Annotated in this window: 15 protein-coding genes; 11 read left to right on the top strand and 4 right to left on the bottom strand. The window is 73.6% G+C overall.

Features of this window, described 5'->3' with window-relative positions:
• The first annotated feature begins 43 nt into the window (after positions 1 to 43).
• The 6 genes from EJK16_RS12075 to EJK16_RS12045 all read left to right on the top strand — a co-directional run bounded on the left by EJK16_RS12075 (position 44) and on the right by EJK16_RS12045 (position 11342).
• Positions 44 to 2155 carry an Hsp70 family protein gene (locus tag EJK16_RS12075; protein ID WP_127129633.1) on the top strand — a complete coding sequence of 704 codons (2112 nt, stop codon included), beginning with the start codon at positions 44 to 46 and terminating at the stop codon, positions 2153 to 2155.
• Positions 2156 to 2157: 2 nt separating this feature from the next.
• The gene (locus EJK16_RS20265) at positions 2158 to 4749 is read left to right on the top strand and encodes a LuxR C-terminal-related transcriptional regulator (RefSeq protein ID WP_240645994.1); all 2592 of its coding nucleotides are present in this window, start codon (positions 2158 to 2160) and stop codon (positions 4747 to 4749) included.
• A gap of 471 nt (positions 4750 to 5220) precedes the next feature.
• Complete coding sequence (locus EJK16_RS12065) at positions 5221 to 6213, top strand: IniB N-terminal domain-containing protein (RefSeq protein WP_127129631.1); 993 nt, start codon at positions 5221 to 5223, stop codon at positions 6211 to 6213.
• Between the two features lie 193 nt (positions 6214 to 6406).
• Complete coding sequence (locus EJK16_RS19625; RefSeq protein ID WP_164737328.1) at positions 6407 to 7459, top strand: IniB N-terminal domain-containing protein; 1053 nt, start codon at positions 6407 to 6409, stop codon at positions 7457 to 7459.
• Positions 7460 to 7548: 89 nt separating this feature from the next.
• Positions 7549 to 9555: a dynamin family protein gene (locus EJK16_RS12050; RefSeq protein ID WP_240645993.1), complete on the top strand. Its 2007-nt coding sequence runs from the start codon at positions 7549 to 7551 to the stop codon at positions 9553 to 9555.
• Positions 9552 to 11342 (top strand): dynamin family protein, encoded by a 1791-nt coding sequence (locus tag EJK16_RS12045; protein ID WP_370276028.1) that lies wholly within the window; start codon positions 9552 to 9554, stop codon positions 11340 to 11342. Before EJK16_RS12050 ends, EJK16_RS12045 begins: the two co-directional genes overlap by 4 nt.
• 30 nt (positions 11343 to 11372) lie before the next feature.
• Here EJK16_RS12045 and EJK16_RS12040 read toward each other — a convergent pair whose 3' ends face one another.
• The 4 genes from EJK16_RS12040 to EJK16_RS12025 form a co-directional block, all read right to left on the bottom strand.
• Positions 11373 to 12380 carry a hypothetical protein gene (locus tag EJK16_RS12040; RefSeq protein WP_127129625.1) on the bottom strand — a complete coding sequence of 336 codons (1008 nt, stop codon included), beginning with the start codon at positions 12378 to 12380 and terminating at the stop codon, positions 11373 to 11375.
• A gap of 99 nt (positions 12381 to 12479) precedes the next feature.
• Entirely contained in the window at positions 12480 to 14159 is a 1680-nt protein-coding gene (locus tag EJK16_RS12035; RefSeq protein ID WP_127129861.1) for a DUF885 domain-containing protein, read from the bottom strand.
• A 186-nt stretch (positions 14160 to 14345) separates the two neighbouring features.
• The gene (locus tag EJK16_RS20260; RefSeq protein WP_127129623.1) at positions 14346 to 14792 is read right to left on the bottom strand and encodes an acyl-CoA carboxylase subunit epsilon; all 447 of its coding nucleotides are present in this window, start codon (positions 14790 to 14792) and stop codon (positions 14346 to 14348) included.
• The gene (locus EJK16_RS12025; RefSeq protein ID WP_240645992.1) at positions 14789 to 16429 is read right to left on the bottom strand and encodes an acyl-CoA carboxylase subunit beta; all 1641 of its coding nucleotides are present in this window, start codon (positions 16427 to 16429) and stop codon (positions 14789 to 14791) included. Before EJK16_RS12025 ends, EJK16_RS20260 begins: the two co-directional genes overlap by 4 nt.
• Positions 16430 to 16820: 391 nt before the next feature.
• Here EJK16_RS12025 and EJK16_RS12020 point away from each other — a divergent pair, with 391 nt between their 5' ends.
• From EJK16_RS12020 to EJK16_RS12000, 5 genes are all read left to right on the top strand, one after another.
• Positions 16821 to 17669 carry an endonuclease domain-containing protein gene (locus tag EJK16_RS12020; RefSeq protein WP_164737327.1) on the top strand — a complete coding sequence of 283 codons (849 nt, stop codon included), beginning with the start codon at positions 16821 to 16823 and terminating at the stop codon, positions 17667 to 17669.
• A gap of 472 nt (positions 17670 to 18141) precedes the next feature.
• Positions 18142 to 19179 (top strand): biotin--[acetyl-CoA-carboxylase] ligase, encoded by a 1038-nt coding sequence (locus tag EJK16_RS12015; RefSeq protein WP_127129617.1) that lies wholly within the window; start codon positions 18142 to 18144, stop codon positions 19177 to 19179.
• Positions 19180 to 19618: 439 nt separating this feature from the next.
• The gene (locus tag EJK16_RS12010; protein ID WP_127129615.1) at positions 19619 to 20734 is read left to right on the top strand and encodes an adenylate/guanylate cyclase domain-containing protein; all 1116 of its coding nucleotides are present in this window, start codon (positions 19619 to 19621) and stop codon (positions 20732 to 20734) included.
• A gap of 137 nt (positions 20735 to 20871) precedes the next feature.
• Entirely contained in the window at positions 20872 to 21558 is a 687-nt protein-coding gene (locus EJK16_RS12005) for a response regulator transcription factor (RefSeq protein ID WP_127129613.1), read from the top strand.
• A gap of 6 nt (positions 21559 to 21564) precedes the next feature.
• Positions 21565 to 22887: an ATP-binding protein gene (locus tag EJK16_RS12000; protein ID WP_127129611.1), complete on the top strand. Its 1323-nt coding sequence runs from the start codon at positions 21565 to 21567 to the stop codon at positions 22885 to 22887.
• Positions 22888 to 22897: the final 10 nt, after the last annotated feature.

Genomic DNA, 22897 nt, shown 5'->3' with positions numbered 1-22897 from the left:
GGGTCCAGTCAACGAGGACCGGGCGCGGTCGGGCGGGGGTTCCATGTCCTATTCCCTGGGTATCGACATCGGGACGAGTTTTGTCGCGGCGTCGGTGACCCGCGTCGTGGACGGGCACGCCGTGCCGCCGCAGCAGCTGAACCTGGGGTCGCGCGCCAGCGTCGTGCCGTCGGTGATCTTCCTGGGCGAGGACGCCCAGGTCCTGGTCGGGGACCCCGCGGAGCGCCGTGGCGCCACCTCGCCGGAGCGGGTGGTGCGCGAGTTCAAGCGCCGGATCGGGGACACCATCCCGGTCGTGGTCGGCCGGATGAGCGTGGCGCCCGAGGACATCTTCGCGACGGTGGCGCGCTGGGTGGTCGACCGTGCCGAGGAGCAGGAGGGCGCCCCGCCGGACACCATCGCCGTGGCCCACCCGGCGAGCTGGGGCCAGTACAAGACGGGGCTGGTGCGCGAGGCCCTCGCCTGGGTCGGCCTGACGGACGTGGTGCTCATCAGCGAGCCGGAGGCCGCCGCGCTGCACTACGCCTCCCAGGAGCGCGTGGAGGCGGGCAGCACCGTCGCCATCTACGACCTGGGCGGCGGCACCTTCGACGCGGCCGTCCTGCGGAAGAACGCCGCGGAGACCTTCGACGTCCTCGGGCGCCCGCAGGGCATCGAGCGGCTCGGTGGCGCGGACTTCGACGACCAGGTCTTTGCGCACGTGACGGCCAGCGCCGAGGACGCGTTCGCCGGCCTCGACGCCACGGAGCCCGGTGTGCTGCTGGCGCTGGCCCGCGTGCGCCGCGAGTGCACCGAGGCCAAGGAGGCGTTGTCCGTCGACTCCGAGGCGACCATCCCCGTCCTCCTGCCCGGCGTGCACACGCAGGTCCGCCTCGTGCGGGGCGAGTTCGAGGCGATGATCGCAGCCTCCGTGCGCGAGACCATCCAGACGCTCGAGCACGCCATGACGACGGCGGGGGTGGGCGCCGAGGACCTCACCGCCGTGCTGCTCATCGGCGGGTCGTCGCGGGTGCCGCTGGTCGCCCAGCTGCTCTCCGAGGACCTGGGGCGCCCGATCGCGATCGACGCCGATCCCAAGGCCAGCATCTCCCTCGGTGCGGCGCTCGCGGCGCGTGCCGAGAATGCGGCTGGCGCCGAGAACGTGGCGGGGGCCGCGCGGACCGAGGAGCCGGCGCTCGCCGTGGCCGGCGGGACCCTGGCCGTGGGGGCGGACGGCGGAACGCTCGCCGGGCCGGACGGCGGAACCGGCGACGCAGAGCCGGACGGCGGAACCGGCGACGCAGAGCCGGCCCGGCCACGCTTCGGCGGCTGGCAGGACGGCTTCGTGGCCCACGCCGCGCCGGCTCAGCACGTCCTGGCCAGGCGCAGCACGCGGGTGATCGCGATCGCCGCCACGGTCGCCAGCATCACGGTGCTCACCGCCGCGGCCGGGGAAGCGCCCACCAGGATCCTCCAGGACGCCCTCGGGGGCTTCTCCACCCAGGCCAAGGCCGGGACCCTGGGCGACCTCAGCGCCGCGGCCGCGGAGATCGCCACGAACGGCGGGACCGCCGCAGCGGGCGCGGGCAAGGGCGCCGCGAAGGACCGGGCCACCGACGCGGCGTCCAAGAAGTCGGCCGAGCAGACGGACGCGTCCGGCGACTCGCTGACGAAGCAGCCCACCGATGCGGTCAGCGGGGCCCCGACGAGCCCGGGGACGGACCCCACGGCCGGTCCGACGCCCGGGCACCCGACCCCGGTGACCGGGACGACGCCGCCCCCGGCGGCGGACCCGACGACCCCGCCGCCGGCCGATCCCACCACGCCGCCGCCGGCCGATCCGACGACGCCGCCGCCCGCGGCGGACCCGACGACGCCGCCGCCGGTCGATCCCACGACGCCGCCGCCGGCTGACCCGACGACCCCGCCGCCGGTCGATCCCACGACGCCGCCGCCCGCCGATCCGACGACGCCGCCCCCGGCGGCGGACCCGACGACCCCGCCTCCGGCCGATCCGACGACGCCCCCGGCGGCCGATCCGACGACGCCCCCGGCGGCCGATCCGACCGCACCTCCGGCTGGTGGCGACACGCCGAGTGACGGCGCCACCACGCCCGCCGCGGGGCCCGCCCCGACCGCGGCGCCGACGGACGCCGTTCCCGCCGAGGTCGGCTAGGCGTGGACGGGGGAACCTGGGGCCCGTGGGGGGCGCGCGTCGCACGCAGCGCCGCGGCCGTGGCGCTGCACAACGAGGTGGCGGCGAGCCCGCACACCCGGCTGCTCACGAGCGTCTCCGGGCCGGGCGGCTCGGGCAAGAGCATCCTCCTGGCCGATCTCGCCTCGCTCTACCGCGCGGCCGGCTTCGAGACGCGGCACGCGGACGACGAGCTGGCCCTCAGCGACGTCGCGGCGCACAGCGCCGTGCTCGTGGACGACGCCCACGAGCTCACCGAGCCGGCCCTCGCCCGCCTGCAGACCCTCATCGAGCAGCGCGACGTCCACCTCATCGTCGCCCATCGGCCGTGGCCCCAGCCCGCCGCGCTGCGGCGGCTGCTCTCCGCCCTGGACCAGCACCACCCCCCTGTCGTGCTCGGCCCGCTGACCTGCGAGGAGATCGCCGTCTACGCGTCCTCCCTGCTGGGGCGCGCCGTGCCGACCGCCGTCATCGACCACGTGGGCGCGGCGACCGGGGGCATGCCGTGGCTGGTCCACCGCGTCGTCTCCGCGTGGCAGCGGGAGGGCGGCCGCGGCCTGGACGGGCACGACGGCCCGCGCCCGCCCTACGGCGGTGTGGTCTCGGCCGGCATCGTCGAGCAGCTCGGGCACGAGCTCGAGCACCTTGACGGTGAGCTCCGCGAGCTGCTCCTCGACCTCGCCGTGGGCTTCGACCTGAGCAAGGCGTTGCCCCCGGTGATCGAGCGCAGCCCCTACCGCACCGACGACCTGGTGGCCCGGGCCCGCTCCGACGGCCTGCTGCTCCCCGACGGCGCGCTCATCCCGCTCGTGCGCCAGGCGCTGCTCGCGACCACCGCCACGCACCACGTGCGCGCCCGCCAGCGCTCGCTCGTCGAGACCCTCGCCGGGGCGGGCCGCTCCCTCGACGCCGTCGCGCGGGGGCTCGCGCAGGCCGGGCTGGAGGATCCGCGGGTCGCGGCCACCCTTGAGGCCGCCGCGGACGACGCCCTGGAGACCGATCCGGCCGTGGCCGCCCAGCTCTACGACGAGGCCTCCGCCGCCGGCGGCGACGACCACGCGATGGCCGCCCGCCGCGCCCAGGCCGCGGTGCTCGCCGGGGACCTCGACGGGGCGGGACGGATCGTCGACCACCTCCTGACACAGTCGGGAGCCCCAGACCTTCCGCGCGCCGTCGACGTGGCCGCCGCGGTCTGGGCGCAGCGCGGCATGCTCTCCCGCAGCGCCGAGGTCTACCGGTGGCTCGGCCGTGACCGCGTGGGGGCGTCCGCGCCCCTCGCCGCCCTGTGCATGTTCGCCACCGGCGACCGCGAGGGCGGGGAGGAGATGCTCGCGGCGGAGAGGCCCCCCGGCTCGCCCACCCTGCTCCCCGCGGCGCTCGCCCTGATGGGGGAGGGCATCCGCGAGTCGATCGTCGGCACGCCCACGCGGGCGCTGTCGATGCTCGTGCGGGCCTCAGACATGATGACCTCCGCCGGCAACATCACGCCCCTGCCCTACCCGCCCGCCGGGCTGGCCGCCCTGGTCGCGCTGCACAGCGGCGAGCTGAGCGTGGCGGAGACGGTCGTCGACGACGCGATCCGGGGCGGCCAGGGTGGCGCCTGCGCCCGGTCGCCGCTGCTGCTCCTGCGCGCGTGGACGGCGATGCTGCGGGACCGGCCCGACGTCGCGCGCGCCGCCCTGCAGGCCGCCGTCTCCGCCGGTCCCGAGCTCGCGCCGCGGGAGGAGCTGTTCCTCCGGGCCCTCGAGGTCGGCCTCGCCCGGCGCACCGACGACACCCCCGGGCTGGTACAGGCCTGGACGCGCGCCCGCGAGTCCATCCTGCACTTCCCCGTCGACCTCTTCTCCGTCCTCCCGCTCGGCGAGCTGCTCGTCACGGCCGCCCGCCTGCGGGACTCCGCCCGGGCGGAGTCCCACGTGGCGGAGGCATGGACGCTCCTCGGCCGCCTCGACGACCCGCCGCTGTGGACGCTCCTCCTGCACTGGTCACAGATCCAGGCCGCGATCCTCACCGAACGCCCCGGCGACCTGGCACCCCACGCGGCCGCGCTCGTCCGGGCGTCGAAGCAGAACCACTTCGCCCTGGTCCTGGCCGCCGCGGGCCGCGCCTGGGTGAGCGTGCTCGCGGGCGACTTCAAGCCGCAGACGGTCGAGGCCGCCGCCAGGGGCCTGGCCTCGGTCGGGATGACGTGGGAGGGCTCGCGCCTCGCCGGCCACGCGGCCGCGCGGTCCGGCGAGCGCAAGGACATGACCCGCCTGCTGGCCCGGGCCCGCGACCTCCACCCGGGGTCGGGCCTGCCGGGCGGCACGCCGGCGGCCGTCTCGCCCGTGGCGCAGGGGATGCGCCCGGGGATCGGCGCGGACGAGAACGGGCTGAGCGCGCGCGAGCGGGAGATCGCTGCGCTGGTGCTGGCGGGGAAGACGTACCGGGAGATCGGCGAGACCATCTACATCTCCCCCCGCACGGTCGAGCACCACGTGGCGCGCATCCGGCGTCGCCTGGGTGCGGCGTCCCGCTCGGAGCTGCTCGCTCGGCTGCGGCTGGTGCTCGGCGAGGAGAACTGGGCGGTGCAGTAACGCGCCGATGATCGGCCGCGCCCGCTCGCCCAGTCCCTCGGTTTACGTCCTTGGCACGCCCTGTCGGGCGACTTGCGCACGCACGCCCGATCGGGCGGTTGGGCATCATGCACGCTCAATCAAGCGGATGCGCCTTGGGTGCGCCCTACTTGGGCGGATTGCGCCTTTCGCGCGCCGCGCGTGTCGTCCGCGCGGTCATTTCGGGGGAATCCTGTTCGTGTCAAGACTAAACGCGGATGAAATGCTGCGAGCACGGCCTCACCCGCGGCGTGAATAACCGTCACCCCGGTCACCCGCGCGAGGCGAATGCGGGGGGATCCCCCGCCGCCGGACCAGGGCTAGACCCCATGTAATACGGCGCAATGACGGGGAATGGCCCCGATGTGAGTGCGGGCACGCCGGCAATACGTTCGCCCCATGCCGGGCGGACCCCGTCTGGCGCAGGCACTCTCAAAGACGAGGACACCTCACATGACCACCATCGCCAACTCGTTGCTCGAGTTCTTGATGAACCTCCTCAGGGACCCGGAGGCGGCGGCCCAGTTCCGTGACAACCCCGACAAGGCGCTCCACAGCGCCGGCCTCGCCGACGTCTGCGGCGCGGACGTCGAGGCAGTCGTGCCGGTCGTCATCGGCCACGAGAAGGTCCGCCCCGAGAAGGAGCACCAGCGTCCGGAGAAGGAGCACGAGCGCCCGGAGAAGGAGCACGAGCGCCCGGAGAAGGACCACGAGCGCCCCGACCACGAGCGGCCCGACCACGACCACGAGCGGCCCGACCACGACCATGACCACGGCGAGGACCACGACCACGCCGTCACGCAGCTGACCCACATCGTCAACAACTACAAGTACACGTCGACCATCGACGACCGCGACAACATCGTCGACCAGTCGGTCAACCAGAACATCTGGGCCGACGGCGACGTGCACCAGGTCTTCGACAACGAGTCGGTCATCGCCTCGGGCGACGACTCGATCGCCGCCGGCGAGGACGTGAAGATCGACAACTCCTCCGACGAGTCGGTCAACGTGGACGCCGGCGGTGACGCCGAGGTCAACATCGGGAACAAGGACGTCGACGTCAAGGACTCTTTCAACGACGACCATTCCTTCGACGCGGACGACTCGTTCAACGACGACCACTCCGAGAACGTCGAGCTCGAAAACTCGTTGAACGACAACTCCACGGACATCGACGTCGACGTCGACGACTCCTTCAACCAGGACAACGACGGCCTCGACGTGGACGACGTAGAGGTCGACCTCTCGGAGACGGACAACTCGGAGAACGTGGACGTCAGCGACTCCTACAACGAGGAGACCACGGTCGACGCCGACCTGGACTTCTCGGAGACGGAGACCACCATCACCGACTCCTTCACGGTGGACGACTCCTTCAACCAGGAGACGGACGTCAACATCGAGGACAACTTCTCCGACAACGAGCTCGAGGCCGCCGTCTGAGCCACGGGACGACCCGGGGGCCGGTTGGGTGGCCCCTATCCGGCGGCCGGCCCATCCCCCTCGGTAGGCCCGCAGGTACGGGGGTACGCCCCGATGTGGCTGGCGCCGCCCAGCCATACGTTCGCCCCATAGGCCGAGCGGGAGACCGCCCGGCTAACACACTTCACACACTTCGAGGACGAGGACATCTCACATGACCATCGCCAACTCGCTGCTTGAGTTCCTGATGAACCTTCTGCGTGACCCCGAGGCCGCCGACGAGTTCCGGAACGACCCGGAGAAGGCCCTGCACGCGGCCGGGCTGGGCGACATCAACGCCGACGACGTCGACGCCATCATGCCGGTCGTGCTGGACTACGCGCCGGTCCGGGTGGACTCCTCCTTCGACCGGGACTACAACACCGGCGACAACTCCTCCTGGGCCGGCGGCCCCGGCTGGGGAGGTGGCGACAGGGACGGCGGGCACGGCCGGGACTGGGACAAGGACGACGGCCGCGGCCGTGACGACGACGGCCGGGGCCATGACGACGGTCGCGGCGACCACGACGACGACGACCGCGGCTGGGGTCACGACGACGACCACCACCACGCCGTGACCCAGCTGCGGCACATCGTCAACAACTACTCGTACACGTCCGAGATCGACGACCGCGACAACATCGTCGACCAGTCGGTCAACCAGAACATCTGGGCGGACGGGGATGTCACCCAGGTGTTCGACAACGACTCGGTCATCGCCTCGGGCGACGACGCGATCGCCGCCGGCGACGACGTCCACATCGACAACTCCTCCGACGAGTCGGTCAACGTGGACTCGGGCGGCGACGCCACGGTCAACATCGGCAACACCGAGGTCGACGTCGACGACTCGTTCAACGACGACCACTCCTTCGACGCGGACGACTCGTTCAACGACGACCACTCGACCAACATCGACCTGGACGACTCGCTCAACGACAACTCGGTCGACGCCGACGTGAGCATCGACGGCTCCTTCAACCAGGACAACGACCTCGTGGACGTCGACGACGTGCAGGTGGACGCCTCCGAGACGGACAACTCCTCCCACGTCGACGTGACGGACTCCTACAACGAGACGACCGACGTCGACCTGGACGTCGACGCCTCGACGACCGAGACGGCCATCACCGACTCGTTCACCGTGGACGACTCCTTCAACGAGGAGACCGACGTCAACGTCGAGGACAACTTCTCCGACAACGACGTCGACGTCGACGGCGCCTGACCGCTTCAGCACCTGGCCGGTCCCGCGGGGATTTCACTCCCCGCGGGGCCGGCCAGTGGTGTGATATGGGTCTGACAAAGGGGGACGCCGTGGTCGATCTGGTTCAGCTCGTCGAGAGCACCATCGAGCTCGTCAGCGCGGGGGACAGGGCCGACCTGCGCCGCCGCCTCGAGCAGACCCGCCGTCGTCTGCTCGATCCGAGCATCCGGGTGATCGTGGTCGGCGAGTTCAAGCAGGGCAAGAGCATGCTCATCAACGCCCTGGTCAACGCCCCGGTGTGCCCGGTCGACGACGACGTCGCCACCTCGGTGCCCACCGTCGTGCGGCACGGGGACACCCCCTCCGCCGTCGTCCTCACCGCCCGCACGGACGGGCCCGGCGACGGCGAGCCGGTGCTGGAGCGCCAGCCCGTGCGGATCGAGGACCTGCCCCAGTTCGTCAGCGAGTCGGGCAACCCCGGCAACGAGCGGCGCCTCGTCGCGGCCGAGGTGACGCTGCCCCGCGCGGTGCTGGCGGGCGGGCTCGCCGTCGTCGACTCGCCCGGCGTCGGCGGGCTGGACTCCTCCCACGCCCTGACCACCCTGACGGCCCTGCCGACGGCGGACGCGATGCTGCTGGTCTCGGACGCCTCCCAGGAGTACACCGAGCCCGAGATCCGGTTCCTGCGCCAGGCGATGCGGGTGGTGCCCAGCGTCGCGTGCGTGCTGTCCAAGACGGACCTGTACCCGCAGTGGCGCCGGGTCGCCGACCTCGACCGCGCCCACCTGGCGCACGTCGACCCCGACATCCCGCTCATCCCCGTCTCCTCCGTGCTGCGCCTGCACGCGGCGCAGCACACGGACAAGGAGCTCAACGAGGAGTCCGGTTTCCCCGCGCTCGTGTCCTACCTGCGCCACCAGATCGTCGGCAACGCCGAGCGGCTGCAGCAGCGCTCGGTCATGCAGGACCTGCTCTCGACCACCGAGAACCTGCGCATGTCGCTGCAGTCCGAGCTCGCCGCGCTGGAAGACCCGGAGCGCTCGCCGCAGATGATCGTCGCCCTCGAGGCGGCGAAGGACCGCGCGGACGAGCAGCGCCGGCGCTCGGCCCGCTGGCAGGTCACCCTCAACGACGGCGTCTCCGACCTGATCTCGGACATGGACTTCGACCTGCGCGACCGGATGCGGGCGGTCCAGCGCGACGCCGAGGCCGCGATCGACGCCGGGGACCCCGCGCCGGTGTGGGAGCAGTTCTCCGACTGGCTCGAGCAGCGGGTCGCCTCCGCCGTGTCCGAGACCTTCATCTGGACCAACGAGCGCTCGCAGTGGCTGGCCGAGCAGGTCGCGACCCTCTTCGCGGAGGACGTCGTGAGCCTCCCCGTGCTCCGCGTCGACGACACCGAGGACGTCCTCGACCCGGTCGCCCCGGTCCCGCACCTGGACGCCGACGTCGTCGGGCCGATCCAGAAGGTCCTCATCGGCATGCGCGGCTCCTACGGCGGCGTGCTCATGTTCGGCCTGCTCACCGGGCTCGCCGGCATGGCGCTGGTCAACCCCATCTCCGTCGGCGCCGGGCTCCTCATGGGCGGCAAGGCCTACCGCGAGGACAAGAAGGCCCGCCTCAAGCGCCGCCAGGTCGAGGCGAAGGTGATCGTGCGCCGCCAGGTCGACGACGTCGTCTTCCAGGTCGGCAAGCAGCTGCGCGACCGGCTGCGCCTCGTCCAGCGCACCACCCGCGACCACTTCACCGAGATCGCCGAGGAGCACCACCGCTCGCTGGCCGACTCGGTGCTCGCGGCGCAGAAGGCCGCCAACACCTACGCCGCCGTGCGCGAGCAGCGGATCAAGGAGCTCAAGGTCGAGCTGAAGCGGGTGGAGGTCCTGCGCCGGCACGCCGAGGCGCTGGGCGGCCCGGCGGTCGAGGTCCGGGCCGCGGGAGCGGCGGCGAGAGCGGTGGGTTCCGCGCGGAGCGCGCCGGGGCCGGCGGCCGCGCAGCCCGGTGGGGGTGCGCGCGCCGCGCAGCCCGATGGCGCCGCGCAGGCCGCGCAGCCGGATGGCGCCGCGCAGGCCGCGCAGCCGGATGGCGCCGCGCAGCCCGACAGGGCCGCGCAAGCATGAGCGGGGGTACCGGGGAGGCCGTGCCGAGGCTCGTCCGGGAGGCCCTGGAGGTCTACGCGGACGACCCCGACATCACGGCCCTCCTCGAGGGGTACGCGCGCCGGCTGGAGGAGCCGCTGCGCGTGGCCATCGCCGGGATGGTCAAGGCCGGCAAGTCCACGCTCCTCAACGCCATCATCGGCGAGGAGATCGCCCCCACGGACACCGGCGAGTGCACGCGGGTGGTGACCTGGTACCGCTTCAGCCCCACCCCGCGCGTGACCCTGTACCCGGTCGAGGGCGAGCCGCGGGGCCTGCCGGTCCGCCGCGTCGACGGCCTGCTGCGCCTGGACCTCGGCGGCACCCCGGCGGAGGAGGTCGCCCGGCTCGTCGTGGACTGGCCCGCGAAGAGCCTGCGGGAGGTCACGCTCATCGACACCCCCGGCATCGCCTCGCTGTCCGGGGACGTCTCCGCGCGCACGACGGCGTTCCTCACGCCCGAGGACGCGCCATCGGAGGCCGACGCCGTCGTCTACCTCATGCGTCACCTGCACGCCTCCGACATCCACTTCCTCGAGGCCTTCCGTGACACCGCGGCGGGCCGCTCCGGCACCGTCAACGCCCTGGCCGTCCTCTCCCGCGCCGACGAGGTCGGCGCCGGCCGGCTCGACTCCCTCGTCTCCGCCCGCGACGTCGCGCGCCGCTACCGGGACGACGCCGCGCTGCGCCCCCTCGCGCTCGCGGTGGTGCCCATCGCCGGGCTACTCGCGCAGAGCGCGCGGACCCTGCGGCAGGCCGAGTTCACCGCCCTGACCGAGCTGGCGCGGCTCTCCCGGGAGGATCGCGAGCTGCTGCTGATCTCGGCGGACCGCTTCGTCAGCGACACCGCGCGGGTGGACGTCGACCCGCGGATGCGCGCCAACCTGCTCGAGCGCTTCGGCCTCTTCGGCATCCGCCTGGCGCTGGTCCTCATCCACGGCGGCGGCATCACCGAGCCGACGGCGCTGGCCCGCGACCTGGCCCGCCGCAGCGGCCTGCACGAGCTCCTGCGCCTGCTCGACGGGCAGTTCCAGGCCCGGGCCGACCACCTCAAGGCGCGCACCGCGCTGGTGGGCATCGAGGCGCTGCTGCGCGAGCGCCCGCGGCCCGGGACCGAGCGGCTCGCCGCCTCGCTCGAGCGGATCCAGGCCAGCGCGCACGAGTTCCGCGAGCTCCGCCTGCTGGCGACCTCGCGCACCACCGGCCTGGGCCTGGCGCCCGGCCTGGCCGAGGAGGCGGAGCGCCTCGTCGGCGGGCGTGGGGTCAGCCCCGCCCGCCGGCTCGGCGGCCCGGAGAGCGCCTCCGCCGAGGAGCTCCGGTCGGCGGCCCTGGCGAGCCTGGGCCGGTGGCGCGCCCTCGCCGAGAACCCGTTCACTGACCGCGCCACCGCCGAGGTGTGCCACGTCGTGGTGCGCAGCTGCGAGGCCATCCTCGCCGAGGTGCCGGAGGCGGACCGGACGACGGCGCGCCTGGTGCTCGGCCCGGAACGTGGCGCCCTTGCCGAGCACGGGCCGGCTGGTTCGTTGCCGGGCGAGGCGGGCGCGGAGGGCCCCACGCCGGGCGAGGCGGGCGCGGGGGGCCCCACGCCGGCCGACCACGGAGCGGCTCACTCGCTGCCGGGCGAGCGGCGGGCGACTGCTTCGGTGCCGGGACAGCGGCGGACGGCCGGCTGGAGGCGGCGCGGGCCCGGCGGCGACGCACATGGGCCGGGTGAGGAGTCCGGAGGCCCGGGTGCCGAGCCGCCGGTGCTCTCCCAGAACCGGTCGTAGCCGGCGGTCAGGACTGGCCGTAGCCGGCGGTCAGAACCCGCCGGAGCTGGCGGTGCGCCGGCCCTGCACGGCACGGAACCACGCATTGGCCCCAGGCAGCAGGCTGGTGACGAGCGCCGCGCAGGCGAGAAGGAGCTGCGCCACGAGCGGCCACCGCACCGCGCCGCCGGCCGTGCCGGGCGCCGCGAGGAACGACTCCGCGAGGATCGCGACCACCACGTGCACGACCACCATGACGAACAGGCCGACCCGGGCCGAGCCGCGGCCGCGCATCATCGAGCGCATCAGCAGCGCCTCGATCGCGATGACCAGGACGACCGCGCCGATCGCCCCCCAGAAGACGATGGTCGCGACCTTGTCCAGCGTCTCGGCGTCACGGGACGGGTCGAGGGCGGTGACCTGGTCGAGCAACCGGGTGTGCTGGTCGACCCTCACGAGGAAGGCGAAGGCGGCAGCGGCCAGCCCGCTGGCAAAGCTGAGGAGCCACAGGGCACGGCTGACGCGCAGCGTCGTCGTCGGTGTGACGTGCTGCTGGATGGGTGCGGGGAACCGGTTGGCGATCTCGGGTCGCGGCGGTGGTGCAGGCGTGACCGGCGGGGCTGCGAGCGGCTCCGTGTTGGCCGCCCAGCTCACCGGGGCGACTCGTGCCTCGGGCGGCTCGGCCGTCGTCGACTGCGCCCGGCCCGCGGCAGCCCCGGGCGGCGAGGCGTGGCCGGGACCGGCTGGCGGCGGCTGGTCCACCGGTCCGGGGGCGGCGTGCCGGGGCCCGGTGACCGGCGCCTGGGGCGTCGGCCCGGACGGGGAAGCGGCGTCGCCTCCGAACGGTTGCGGCTCGTTCCCGGTCCCGGGGAGGTGGGAGTCATCCGCGGTGCCGCCGATGTGGGACTCGTCGCCGGTGCCGCCGGGGTGCGCGTCGTCGCCTGTGCGGTCCTGGTACGACTCGTCTCCCGTCCCCGCTCCGCCGTGACCGGCCATGCGGCGGTGCCGGCGCGCCGACCGGCCTGCGAGGGGCTGCCCCGCCCTGTGCTCCTCAGACATGCCGAAAACCTAGCCGTCGTGAGGCCGTCGCGTCCGGCGAACGTGCCGATCGCCCGCGTACCGACCCCGGCCGGCGAGACTCCGCCGTCGCCGCCGAGGTCAGACGAGCGCCTCGCGCAGCGCGTCCAGGCCGACGGACCCGACGTCGAGGGCCCGCCGGTGGAAGGCCTTGAGGTCGAAGGCCTCACCGCGTGACTCAGCCGCCGCGCGGGACTCGTCGCGGATCTCCTCCCACAGCCGCTGACCGATCTTGTAGCTCGGCGCCTGGCCGGGCCAGCCGAGATACCGGTCGAGCTCGAAGGCCAGGAAGCCCTGCGCCATATTGGCGTTGTCCTTGAGGAACACCCACGCCTTGCCCGCGTCCCAGGTGCCGCCGCCCCACTGCTCGGGCGCCGTCTTGCCGAGGTGGACGCCGATGTCGAGCACCACGCGGGCCGCGCGCAGGCGCTGACCGTCGAGCATGCCCATCCGGTCCCCGGGGTCGTCGAGAAAGCCGAGGTCGGCCATGAGGCGCTCGGCGTACAGCGCCCAGCCCTCGCCGTGCCCGCTGACCCAGGACGCCATCCGCCGCCACATGTTCAGCAGGTTGGCGCGGTAGGTCGTCTGGCCGATCTGGAGGTGGTGGCCCGGCACGCCCTCGTGGAAGACGGTCGTCTTCTCGCGCCACGTGGCGAACTCGGTCACCCCCGGCGGCACCGACCACCACATGCGCCCGGGCCGGGAGAAGTCGGCGCTGGGACCGGTGTAGTAGATCCCGCCGGACTGCGTCGGCGCGATCCGGCACTCCAGGCGCCGCACGGGCTCGGGAATGTCGAACTGCGTGTCGGTCAGGGCGGCGACGGCGGCGTCCGACGTGGCCTGCATCCACTCGCGCAGCGCGTCGGTGCCGCGCAGCATGCGGGCGGGATCGGCGTCGAGGCGCGCCATGGCGTCCTCGATGGGCGTGCCCGCGCCGTAGAGCTGGTCCGCGACCTCCTGCTGCTCGGCGACGATGTGTGCGAGCTCCTCGAGGCCCCACTCGTACGTCTCGTCGAGGTCGACGGTGGCGCCGAGGAACTCCCGCGACCACAGCGCATAGCGATCGCGACCCACGCCGTCGGACACCGGCGCCTCGGGGGCCAGCTCCTCGCCGAGCATGCGGGCGAGGTCGGCGTAGGCCTGCCGGGCATCCGCGGCGCCCGTCTCCAGCGCCTGGGCCAGCGCGGAGGTCGGGGCCTCGCCGTCGGGCCGCGCGCCTCGGACGAAGGTCGTGAAGAAGGAGGAGTCGGCGTCCGCCAGGTCGTCCGCCTGCTTGATGCACGCCTCGATCTGCCGCAGCGCGGCGACGGCGCCGGCGTCCCGGGCCGTGCGCAGCGACTCCTGGTACCCCTCGAGGGCCTCCGGGATCGCCTGCATGCGCGTCGCGATGACCTCCCAGTCCTGGCTCGTGCTCGCGGGCATGAGGTCGAACGTGTCGCGGAGCGCCTGCACGGGGGAGGCGATGACGTTGAGCTCGCGGGTGAGCTCACCGGCCTCGGCCAGCTCGACGGCGAGGCCCAGGCGCTCGCGCATGGCGGCGTGGGTGACGCGATCGACGTCGTCCAGGGGCTCGGTGCCGTCGAGCGCGGCGAGGGTGCTGCGCTCGAGGGCGGCGCGCGCCTCGATGCCGGCGGGGGAGAGGTCCGGCAGGAGGTGGTCGAACCCGGGCAGGCCCAGCTCGGTGGCGGCCAGCGGGTCGAGCTCGACGCTGCGGGCCACGTAGGCGTCCGCGACGGCGTCGGTGGGGGTGGGGGTACGCATCGGCTCGGTCACAGCTGGGAGCGTAGCGCTCGTCCCCCCGCCGCCCCCCCCCGCCGGCGAGAGGTCAAGTACTAACCGGGCGGTCCGGTGAGCGCGGCGGCCTCCGGTGCGAGGTGCGGGACAGGGTCCGGCCGTGCCAGTAGATGACCGCTCACCGGCGTTGAGAAGATGACCGCTCACCAGCACTCATGGGTGCAGGGACCAGCGCCACGCGCCGGCACCTGGCGCGGGCGTCATGCCCAGGCGGCGGGCGCGGTCGGTCCAGCGGCCGCGGACCGGCTCCGCGGACTCGTCGGGCAGCCCTCCGAGCTCGTAAACGTGGGTGCGTGCCGCGACGATGCCCGCAACGAGCGCGGCGAGCTCGAGCTCGTCCGGCCGCCCACGCACGACGCGCACGGCCGGTGGCGGCGGCGTCGCGAGCGCGGCGTCCGCGCCGCCGTCGGGGCCCGCGCCGGGCCGGACGAGCGCAGCGGCGACGGCGTCGTCCTCGCCGCCGGTGGTCCATCCCTCGGGCGAGCTCGCGCTGCGCGCCGGGACGCCGCCCAGCAGGCCGGCAAGCGCGGCACCGGGGGCGCGCCGCGCGGCGGGAGTGACGTGCGGCGCCTTCGCGGGGCGCTCGGTCGTGGCGCTCACAGCGGGATGTTCCCGTGCTTCTTGGCGGGGCCGCTCGCCCGCTTGGTGCGCAGCGCCCGCAGGGCCCGCACGATCTGCGCGCGGGTGTCCGCCGGGGTGATCACGCCGTCGATGTACCCGCGCTCGGCGGCCTCCCAGGGGTTCACGAGCGCCTCTTCGTACTCCGCGACGAGCCGGGCGCGCTCGGCCTCGACGTCGCCACCCTCCTCCGCGACCTTCTTCAGGGCGCCGCGCTGAAGGATGTTCACGGCGCCGCCGGAGCCCATGACGGCGATCTGCGCGGTGGGCCAGGCGAGGTTCACGTCCGCGCCGAGCTTCTTGCTGCCCATGACGATGTAGGCGCCGCCGTACGCCTTGCGGGTGATGAGCGTGACCAGGGGGACGGTCGCCTCCGCGTAGGCGTAGATGAGCTTCGCGCCGCGGCGGATGATCCCGTTCCACTCCTGGTCGATGCCGGGCAGGAAGCCGGGCACGTCCACGAACGTCAGGACCGGGACGTTGAAGGCGTCGCAGGTGCGCACGAACCGGGCGGCCTTCTCGGAGGCGTTGATGTCGAGGGTGCCGGCCATCTGCAGCGGCTGGTTCGCCACCACACCCACCGGGCGGCCCTCGACGTGGCCGAAGGCCGTGATGATGTTGGGCGCGAAGCCGGGCTGGACCTCGAGCAGCTCGCCGTCGTCGAGGACGTGGTCGATGACCGTGCGCATGTCGTAGGGCTGGTTGTCCGAGTCCGGCACCAGCGTGTCGAGCTCGCGGTCGGCGTCGGTGATGTCGAACGCGGCCGCGGCCTCGTCGTGGCTGATCGGCCACGCGGGGGGCTCGGACAGGTTGTTCGCCGGCAGGTAGGACAGGAGGGCGCGGACGTAGTCGATGGCGTCGTCCTCGTCGGCGGCCTGGTAGTGGGCGACGCCGGAGCGCTGGTTGTGGGTGGCCGCGCCCCCGAGCTCCTCGAAGCCGACCTCCTCGCCCGTGACTGCCTTGATGACGTCGGGGCCGGTGATGAACATGTTCGAGGTGCCCTCGGCCATGACGATGAAGTCCGTCAGCGCGGGGGAGTACACGGCCCCGCCGGCGGACGGGCCCAGGATCAGGGAGATCTGGGGGATGACGCCCGAGGCGGCCACGTTGCGGCGGAAGATCTCCGCGAACTGGGTCAGCGCCGCGACGCCCTCCTGGATGCGGGCGCCGCCGCCGTCGGAGATGCCGATGAGCGGCACGCCCGTGCGCAGAGCCAGGTCCATGACCTTGGTGATCTTGTTCCCGTGCATCTCCCCGAGGGAGCCGCCGAAGACGGAGAAGTCCTGGGAGTAGATGCACACCTGGCGACCGTCCACGGTGCCGAAGCCCGTGACGACGCCGTCGCCGGCGATGCGCTTCTTGTCCAGGCCGAAGTTCGTCGAGTGGTGCGTGGCGAAGGCGTCCAGCTCGGTGAAGGAGCCCGGGTCGAGCAGCGCCTCGACGCGCTCGCGGGCGGACTTCTTGCCGCGCGCGTGCTGCTTCTCCGCGGCCGTCGCCGCCGGGGCGATCAGCCCCTGCTGTGTGCGGGCGGCGAGGTCGGCCAGCTTCTCCGCCGTGGTGGAGGTGCCCGATGAGGGGGCGGAGGGTGCGGCCTTGGCCGGCGTGGTCGTCTCAGTCACCCAACGAAGCGTAGTTGTTGCTTCCCCACGCATCGTTGCGGGAGCCGCGCGTGTTCCGTCACGGTCGGTTGTGGGAGTCCTACAAGTTTGGGGGCAGAGGGTGCGGCTGAGTGGGCCTTCGGAGGCCCGAGCGGCGCCGGCGGCGGCCGGCCTGGCTTGCCGGGCCACGGACCCTGGAGCTGGCGGGCGGATCGCGCCACATACGCGATCGAGTCCGCCTCCCAGAGGACAAGATTGGCGTAAGTCCGCCATCCGCTTGTGCGCCGTCCCCGCGTTTGTGGCGCGATCCGAGTGCTCCCCCAGTCCTGGGAGCCTGGGGATGACTCTGTGTGATCCACAGACAACGTCGGCGGGCGAGCGCCCGATGCGCGTCAGCGGCCACCTTCGTCGGATGGAGCTCTACGCGCGGCTGCAGGATGTCGGTGGTGTGGGCAAGCGCGCCAACGTGGCGCGCAGCGCGCGCCTGCGGCGGGAGCTTGCGAGCGCGCTCGCGGAAGGCATGGTCCTCGACCTGGGAGCGGGCTGGCTCGCCACCGCCGACACTCAGGCGGCGCTGGTCAAGGCCCGACGGTTCAACGCGACGGTCACGTGCGTCAGCGCCGCCGGCTTCTATGGACTCCAGGTGCTCAGGGAACCGGCGCACGTCCACCTGGCAGTGCCCCGGTCCCGCGGCTGCCGTCCCCGCCCGTCCCGTCCCACCACCGGGGTCTACCTCCACCGAGAGTCGGCCTGGACGAGGCCCGTGGATCCACGGGTCCCGCTGGCGCCCATCGCCGAGGTGCTCACGCGAGTGCTGCGGTGCCAGCCGGAGGAACACGCGATCGTGGTGGTGGACTCCGCCCTCAACAAGAACATGATCCGAAAGGAGGAGCTCGTGCGTGCTCTGGTCGGTCCGGGCAGCGCCCACGCCCGGGTGGCGCTCGACCGGTGCGACAGGCGGAGCCGGTCTGCTATCGAGACCCGTGCTCGGCTGATCCTGAGAGCCGACGGCCTGGACGTGCGGGCCGGTGTGGTGATCGCCGGGGTCGGCGAGGTCGATCTTCTCGTCGAGGGACGGGTGGTCCTCGAGTGTGACGGGTACGCCTTCCACTCCAGCCGGCGACAGTTCGGCGAGGACCGTCGTCGTGACCGCGCCCTCGTGGCGGCCGGCTACCTGGTGCTTCGCTTCACTGCGGAAGAGATCATGAACCGGCCCGAGCTTGTGGTCGAAGAGGTACGAAGGGCACTTGCCCGACTCTGAGACGTGCGGATGCCCACGGGCGCTGGGCAAGCCCGGCGGCCAGGGTCGTCTCCCGCCGCTCTGACATGCGGCGCTCAGCGGATGACATGCGGCGCTCAGCGGATGACATGCGGCGCTCCGCGGACGGACGGGCAACTGGCGCGGGCGGCTGTTTCGGGCAAGCGCGGTGGCCTTGAGCGCGTCGCGGGGGCTTCGAGCAGGGCAGGTGCGCGGATCGCGCCACAAAGGCCCCACACGGGCGCCGCGAACTGGCGCACCCTGAGTCGGAAGGGTGCTCGAGCAGCCCCCTTTGTGGCGCAATCGTTACGAGGACCGTCCCTGGGGGCGGTCCACGGACGCAATCGTCACCGGGAACCGTGCTCTGAGCCGTCCATGGGGGCGATCGTCGCGAGGATCGCGCTCTGAGCCGTCCATGGGTGCGGTCGTCACGGCGAGCGCGCAGCCGGACGCCCACGAGTGGTTGGCTGGCCCCATGGCTGACACCTTCCCGTTCGCGCGCGTGCTGCGCGTTGCCCGCACCGGCTCGACCAACAGCGACCTTCGCGCCGCGGCGGCGACCGATCCGGGCGCCTGGCCGCATCTGTCGGTGCTGGTCACCGACCAGCAGGACGCCGGCCGCGGTCGCGCCGGGCGCACCTGGGTCACCGCGCCCGGCACCGCGCTCACCGCCTCCGTCCTGCTGCGCCCCCGCGTGCCCGCCGAGCGGCTGGCATGGGTGACGCTGCTGGGCGGCCTGGCCGTCCAGCGCGCCACCGCCGAGCTGGCCGGGGTGCGCACGGGGATCAAGTGGCCCAATGACGTCCTCGTGGTGGGCGCGGGCGACGAGGACGTGCCGGGCTGGGGCCGGGACCGCAAGGTCGCCGGCATCCTCGCCGAGGTGCTGCTGCCCGCAGGTGGCGCCGAGGGTGCGGTCGTCGCGCACGAGGCCGGCATGGCCGCTCGCTCCGATGCGGGCGCGGCCTCCGGCGCGTTCGCCTCGGCCGATACAGGCGCGGCCTCCGGCGCCCCCGCCTCCGCCCACGCCTCCGCCCACGCCTCCGCCGATGCTGACACGCGCGACCACCTCCCTGCGGTCGTCCTGGGCATCGGTGTCAACGTGCGCCAATCCCCGGAGGAGCTGCCGGTCGACTGGGCGACGTCCCTGGCGCTGGCCGCGCGCGCGACGGGGGGTGCCACGGTTGGGGCCGGCGCGACCGGTGGCCCGGCAGAGGGCGACACTGCGCCGAGCGTGGACGACACGCTCGCCGCGGTCGGCGCGCACCTCGCAGATCTGCTGGCGCGCTGGGAGCGGGCGGGCGGTGACGCCGAGGCGGCCGGCCTCGCGGACGAGGTCCGCGCCGCCTGTCTCACCATGGGCCGCCCGGTGCGCGCGGAGCTGCCCGGCGGCGCGGTCGTGGCCGGCACGGCGACCGACATCGACGGCGCGGGGCGGCTGCTCGTGCGGACGGATGCCGGTGAGGTGACCACCGTCCAGGCGGGGGACGTGCTGCACGTGCGCGCCGACATCTGAGGGTGGGGCCGTGCGGTGCTGCGAAGGCCGCCACGGCGTGGAACCGCCACCGCGTGGAACCGCCACCGCATAGAGCCGCCACCGCATTGAACGGGCCCGCTGCGACGCGTAGGCCGGGACCTCTCTCATCTGGCGTCAAGCTTCGGCGAGATACCCTCTGGGAGTGAGTACGGACACAGGCAGGACCGCAGCCGACCCGACCGGGGAAGCGGGTCACGCGGCGGGCCATGCCACTGGCTCCGGTCCCGCGTCCAACGGCGGGGCCGCCCCGGGGGCGTCCGCCAGTTTCGACGGCGGGGCCGCCCCGGGGCGGTCCGCCAGTTTCGACGGCGGGGCCCTCCAAGCGTCGTCGGCCGGCTTCAACGGCGGCGTTGCCCCCGGGTCGTCCGCCGCGTCCAACGGCGGGACCCCTGAGCCCGCCCCGGCGGCGGAAGGAAACGTGGCCGACAGCGCCCACCTGGCCCCCACCGACGCCACGCCCCCCGAGACCACCGGCCACGACGACCTCGGCCTCAACGACGGCCTCGCCGAGCCCGACACCCAGGAGCCGCCGTCGTCGACGGTCTCGGCGCGCATCGACAGCCTCCTCGGCGGCTCGGCCACCATGACGATCGTGGAGCTGGCCGAGCGGGCAGGCGTGGGCGTGCCGTTCGCCCGCACGTTCTGGAAGGCCATGGGCTTCCCCAACGTCAAGGACGACACCGTGCTGTTCGGCGAGGCCGACGTGGAGGCGCTGCACACGATGGGCGCGATGATCGAGGACGAGGTCATCGACACCACCACCGCCATCTCGCTGCTGCGCGCGCAGTCGCACATGACCGACCGGCTCGCGCTGTGGCAGACGGAGGCGCTCGTCGAGGGGGTCGTGCGGCACCGCAACGTCGACGACGTCTCCGCGCGCCTGGTCGTGCTGGACAAGATCACCACCATCGCCGGTGTCCTGCAGTCCCAGCTCGACTACTCCTGGCGCCGCCAGCTCGCCGGGCTCATCGCGCGCACGGACGCCGAGGTCGCCCACAGCCGCGCCACCTCCAGCGACCCCTACCGGATGCCGCTCCAGCGCGGCCTCGGCTTCGTCGACATGGTCGCGTACACCCGCCGCTCCACCGAGCTGGGCACCCGGGCGCTCGCGGACCTGGTCCAGACGTTCGAGTACACCTCCCGCGACGTCATCACCTCGCGCGGCGGCCGGGTCGTCAAGACCATCGGAGACGCGATCCTCTACATCGCCGACGACATCACGGTGTCCGCCGAGGTTGCCGTCAGGCTGGTGGCGGCGCTCAAGGCCGAGGAGAACATGCTGCCCGTGCGGGCGTCGATGGTGTGGGGCGGGGTGTTCTCCCGCAACGGGGACGTCTTCGGTCCCACGGTCAACCTCGCCTCGCGCCTGGTCGACGTCGCCCCGCCCGGCAGCGTCCTCATGGACCGGCCGACCGCGGACGCCCTGGCCGCCAGCCCCGCCGCGAAGCTGTACACGATGGTCCCGCGCGAGGGCGTCGACCTCCACGGGCTCGGCGAGGTCCAGCCCATCGAGCTGCGCCGCCTGCCGGACTGACGCCCCCGGCGCGGGCCCGGCCCATCGAGCTGCGCCGCCTGCCGGACTGACGCCCCCGGCGCGGGCCCGGCCCGCCTCGTCATCCAGCAGTGACACGGACTTGACCCGCACTTGACGTTTTGGCATACGATGCGACAGTGACTAACGTGCTGCTCGTAGAGGACGACCCGGCCATCGCGGAGCCGCTGGCTCGTGCCCTGGGCCGAGAAGGCTATGACGTGCGCCCACACGGGACCGGGCAGGCCGCGCTCGACGACCTGCTCAACGGCGCGGACCTGGTCGTGCTCGACCTGGGTCTGCCGGACATGGACGGGCTCGACGTGGCCCGCCACATCCGCGGGCAGGGGCTGACCCTGCCGATCCTCGTGCTCACCGCGCGCGCGGACGAGGTGGACCTCGTCGTCGGCCTCGACGCCGGCGCCGACGACTACGTCACCAAGCCGTTCCGCCTGGCCGAGCTGCTCGCCCGCGTCCGCGCCCTGCTGCGCCGCGCCGGGGGCGACGTCACCGACGACGACGAGCTCACGGCGCAGGACGTGCGCGTGGACGTCGCCGCCCACCGCGCCTTCCGCGGCACCCGCGAGATGCACCTGACGGCCAAGGAGTTCGAGCTGCTGCGCGTGCTCGTGCGCGACGCGGGCTCCGTCGTCGGGCGCGAGACCCTCATGCGGGAGGTGTGGGGCACCGACCCCACCGGCTCGACGAAGACGCTGGACATGCACGTGTCATGGCTGCGCCGCAAGCTCGGCGACGACGCCAACGACCCGAAGTACATCACCACGGTCCGCGGGATGGGCTTCCGGTTCGAGACCAGCGGGGAGTAGCCCGCCGTGCGCCGCCGCGCGGTCCAGATGATCGTCGTGGCCGTCACGGTCGCGGTGCTGCTGCTGGGCGTCCCCATGGCCGTGTTCGGCGCGATCCTCGTCTGGGACGCGGAGAACGCCACGCTGAACCTGCGCGCGGCCTCGCTCAGCCGCTCGGTCGAGCGGCGGCTGGTCCGCGACGAGGTCCTGGACGAGGACATGCTCACGCCGTGGGTCGGCGGCGTGGACAACCTCGAGGCCTCGATCCTCGTGCGCGCGCCCGACGGGCAGGAGTACACCGCCGGGCCGCGGTTCACCGACCGGGTCATGCGCTCCCGCGAGGTCACGCCGTCCGGGGCGACGGTGCGCATGGACGTCGACGCCTCGCAGGTGCAGTGGCGCGCCGCGCGGATCGTCATCCTGGTCGTGGTCGCCTCCGCGGTGGCGCTCGCGGTCGGCGTGATGGTCGCCGCCCGGCAGGCCCGAAAGCTCTCCGCGCCCCTGATCTATCTCGCCGCGTCCGCGGAGCAGATCGGCTCCGGGCAGGTGCGCCCGCGCCTGAAGCCGTCGGGCGTGGAGGAGATCGACCTGGTCGCGGCGGAGCTCGTGCGCACCGCCGACCGGATGGCCGGGCGGCTCGCCGCCGAGCGCCAGTTCGCGGCCGACGCCTCGCACCAGCTCCGCACCCCGCTGACCGCGCTGTCGATGCGGCTGGAGGAGATCCTCGCCCTGAGCGAGCAGGAGGAGGTGCGTGAGGAGGCCCGGATCTCCCTCGAGCAGATCGAGCGGCTCACCGGCGTCGTCCAGGACCTGCTCAACACCTCGCGGTCGGCGAGCGGCGGCACCACCGAGGTCGTGCACCTCGAGGAGGTCTTCGCGCAGCAGGTCGAGGAGTGGCGGCCGTCCTACCGCAAGGCCAAGCGCGAGCTCGTGCTCGAGGACGCCGCGGGCCTCGCCGTCCTCGCCAGCCCGGGGGCCCTCGCGCAGGTCCTCGCGACGCTCCTGGAGAACTCCCTCAAGTACGGCGGCGGCGCCACCCGCGTGGTCACCCGCGCGGCACCGGGTGGGCACGGGGTCTTCATCGACGTCTCCGACGAGGGCGAGGGTGTCGACGACGAGCTCGCCCCGGACATCTTCACCAAGCACGTCTCCGGCGGCTCCGGCACCGGGCTCGGCCTCGCGCTGGCCCGCGACCTGGTGGCGGCCGACGGCGGCCGGCTCGAGCTCAGCCGGCGCCGGCCCCCGGTGTTCACCGTCTTCCTCAATGCCGTGCCCAAGTCGCTGGACCCGGACGTCGTGCTCCCGAAGGGCGCGCTGGTCAGCGTCGGTCGCCGGCGACGGCGGCGCTGACCCGCCCCCC

Origin of the sequence: Georgenia sp. SYP-B2076 (assembly GCF_003991205.1) — a bacterium.
GTDB lineage: Bacteria > Actinomycetota > Actinomycetes > Actinomycetales > Actinomycetaceae > Georgenia.
The sequence above is the reverse complement of the archived record's forward strand: the minus strand, read 5'-3'. Positions and strand labels throughout refer to the sequence as shown.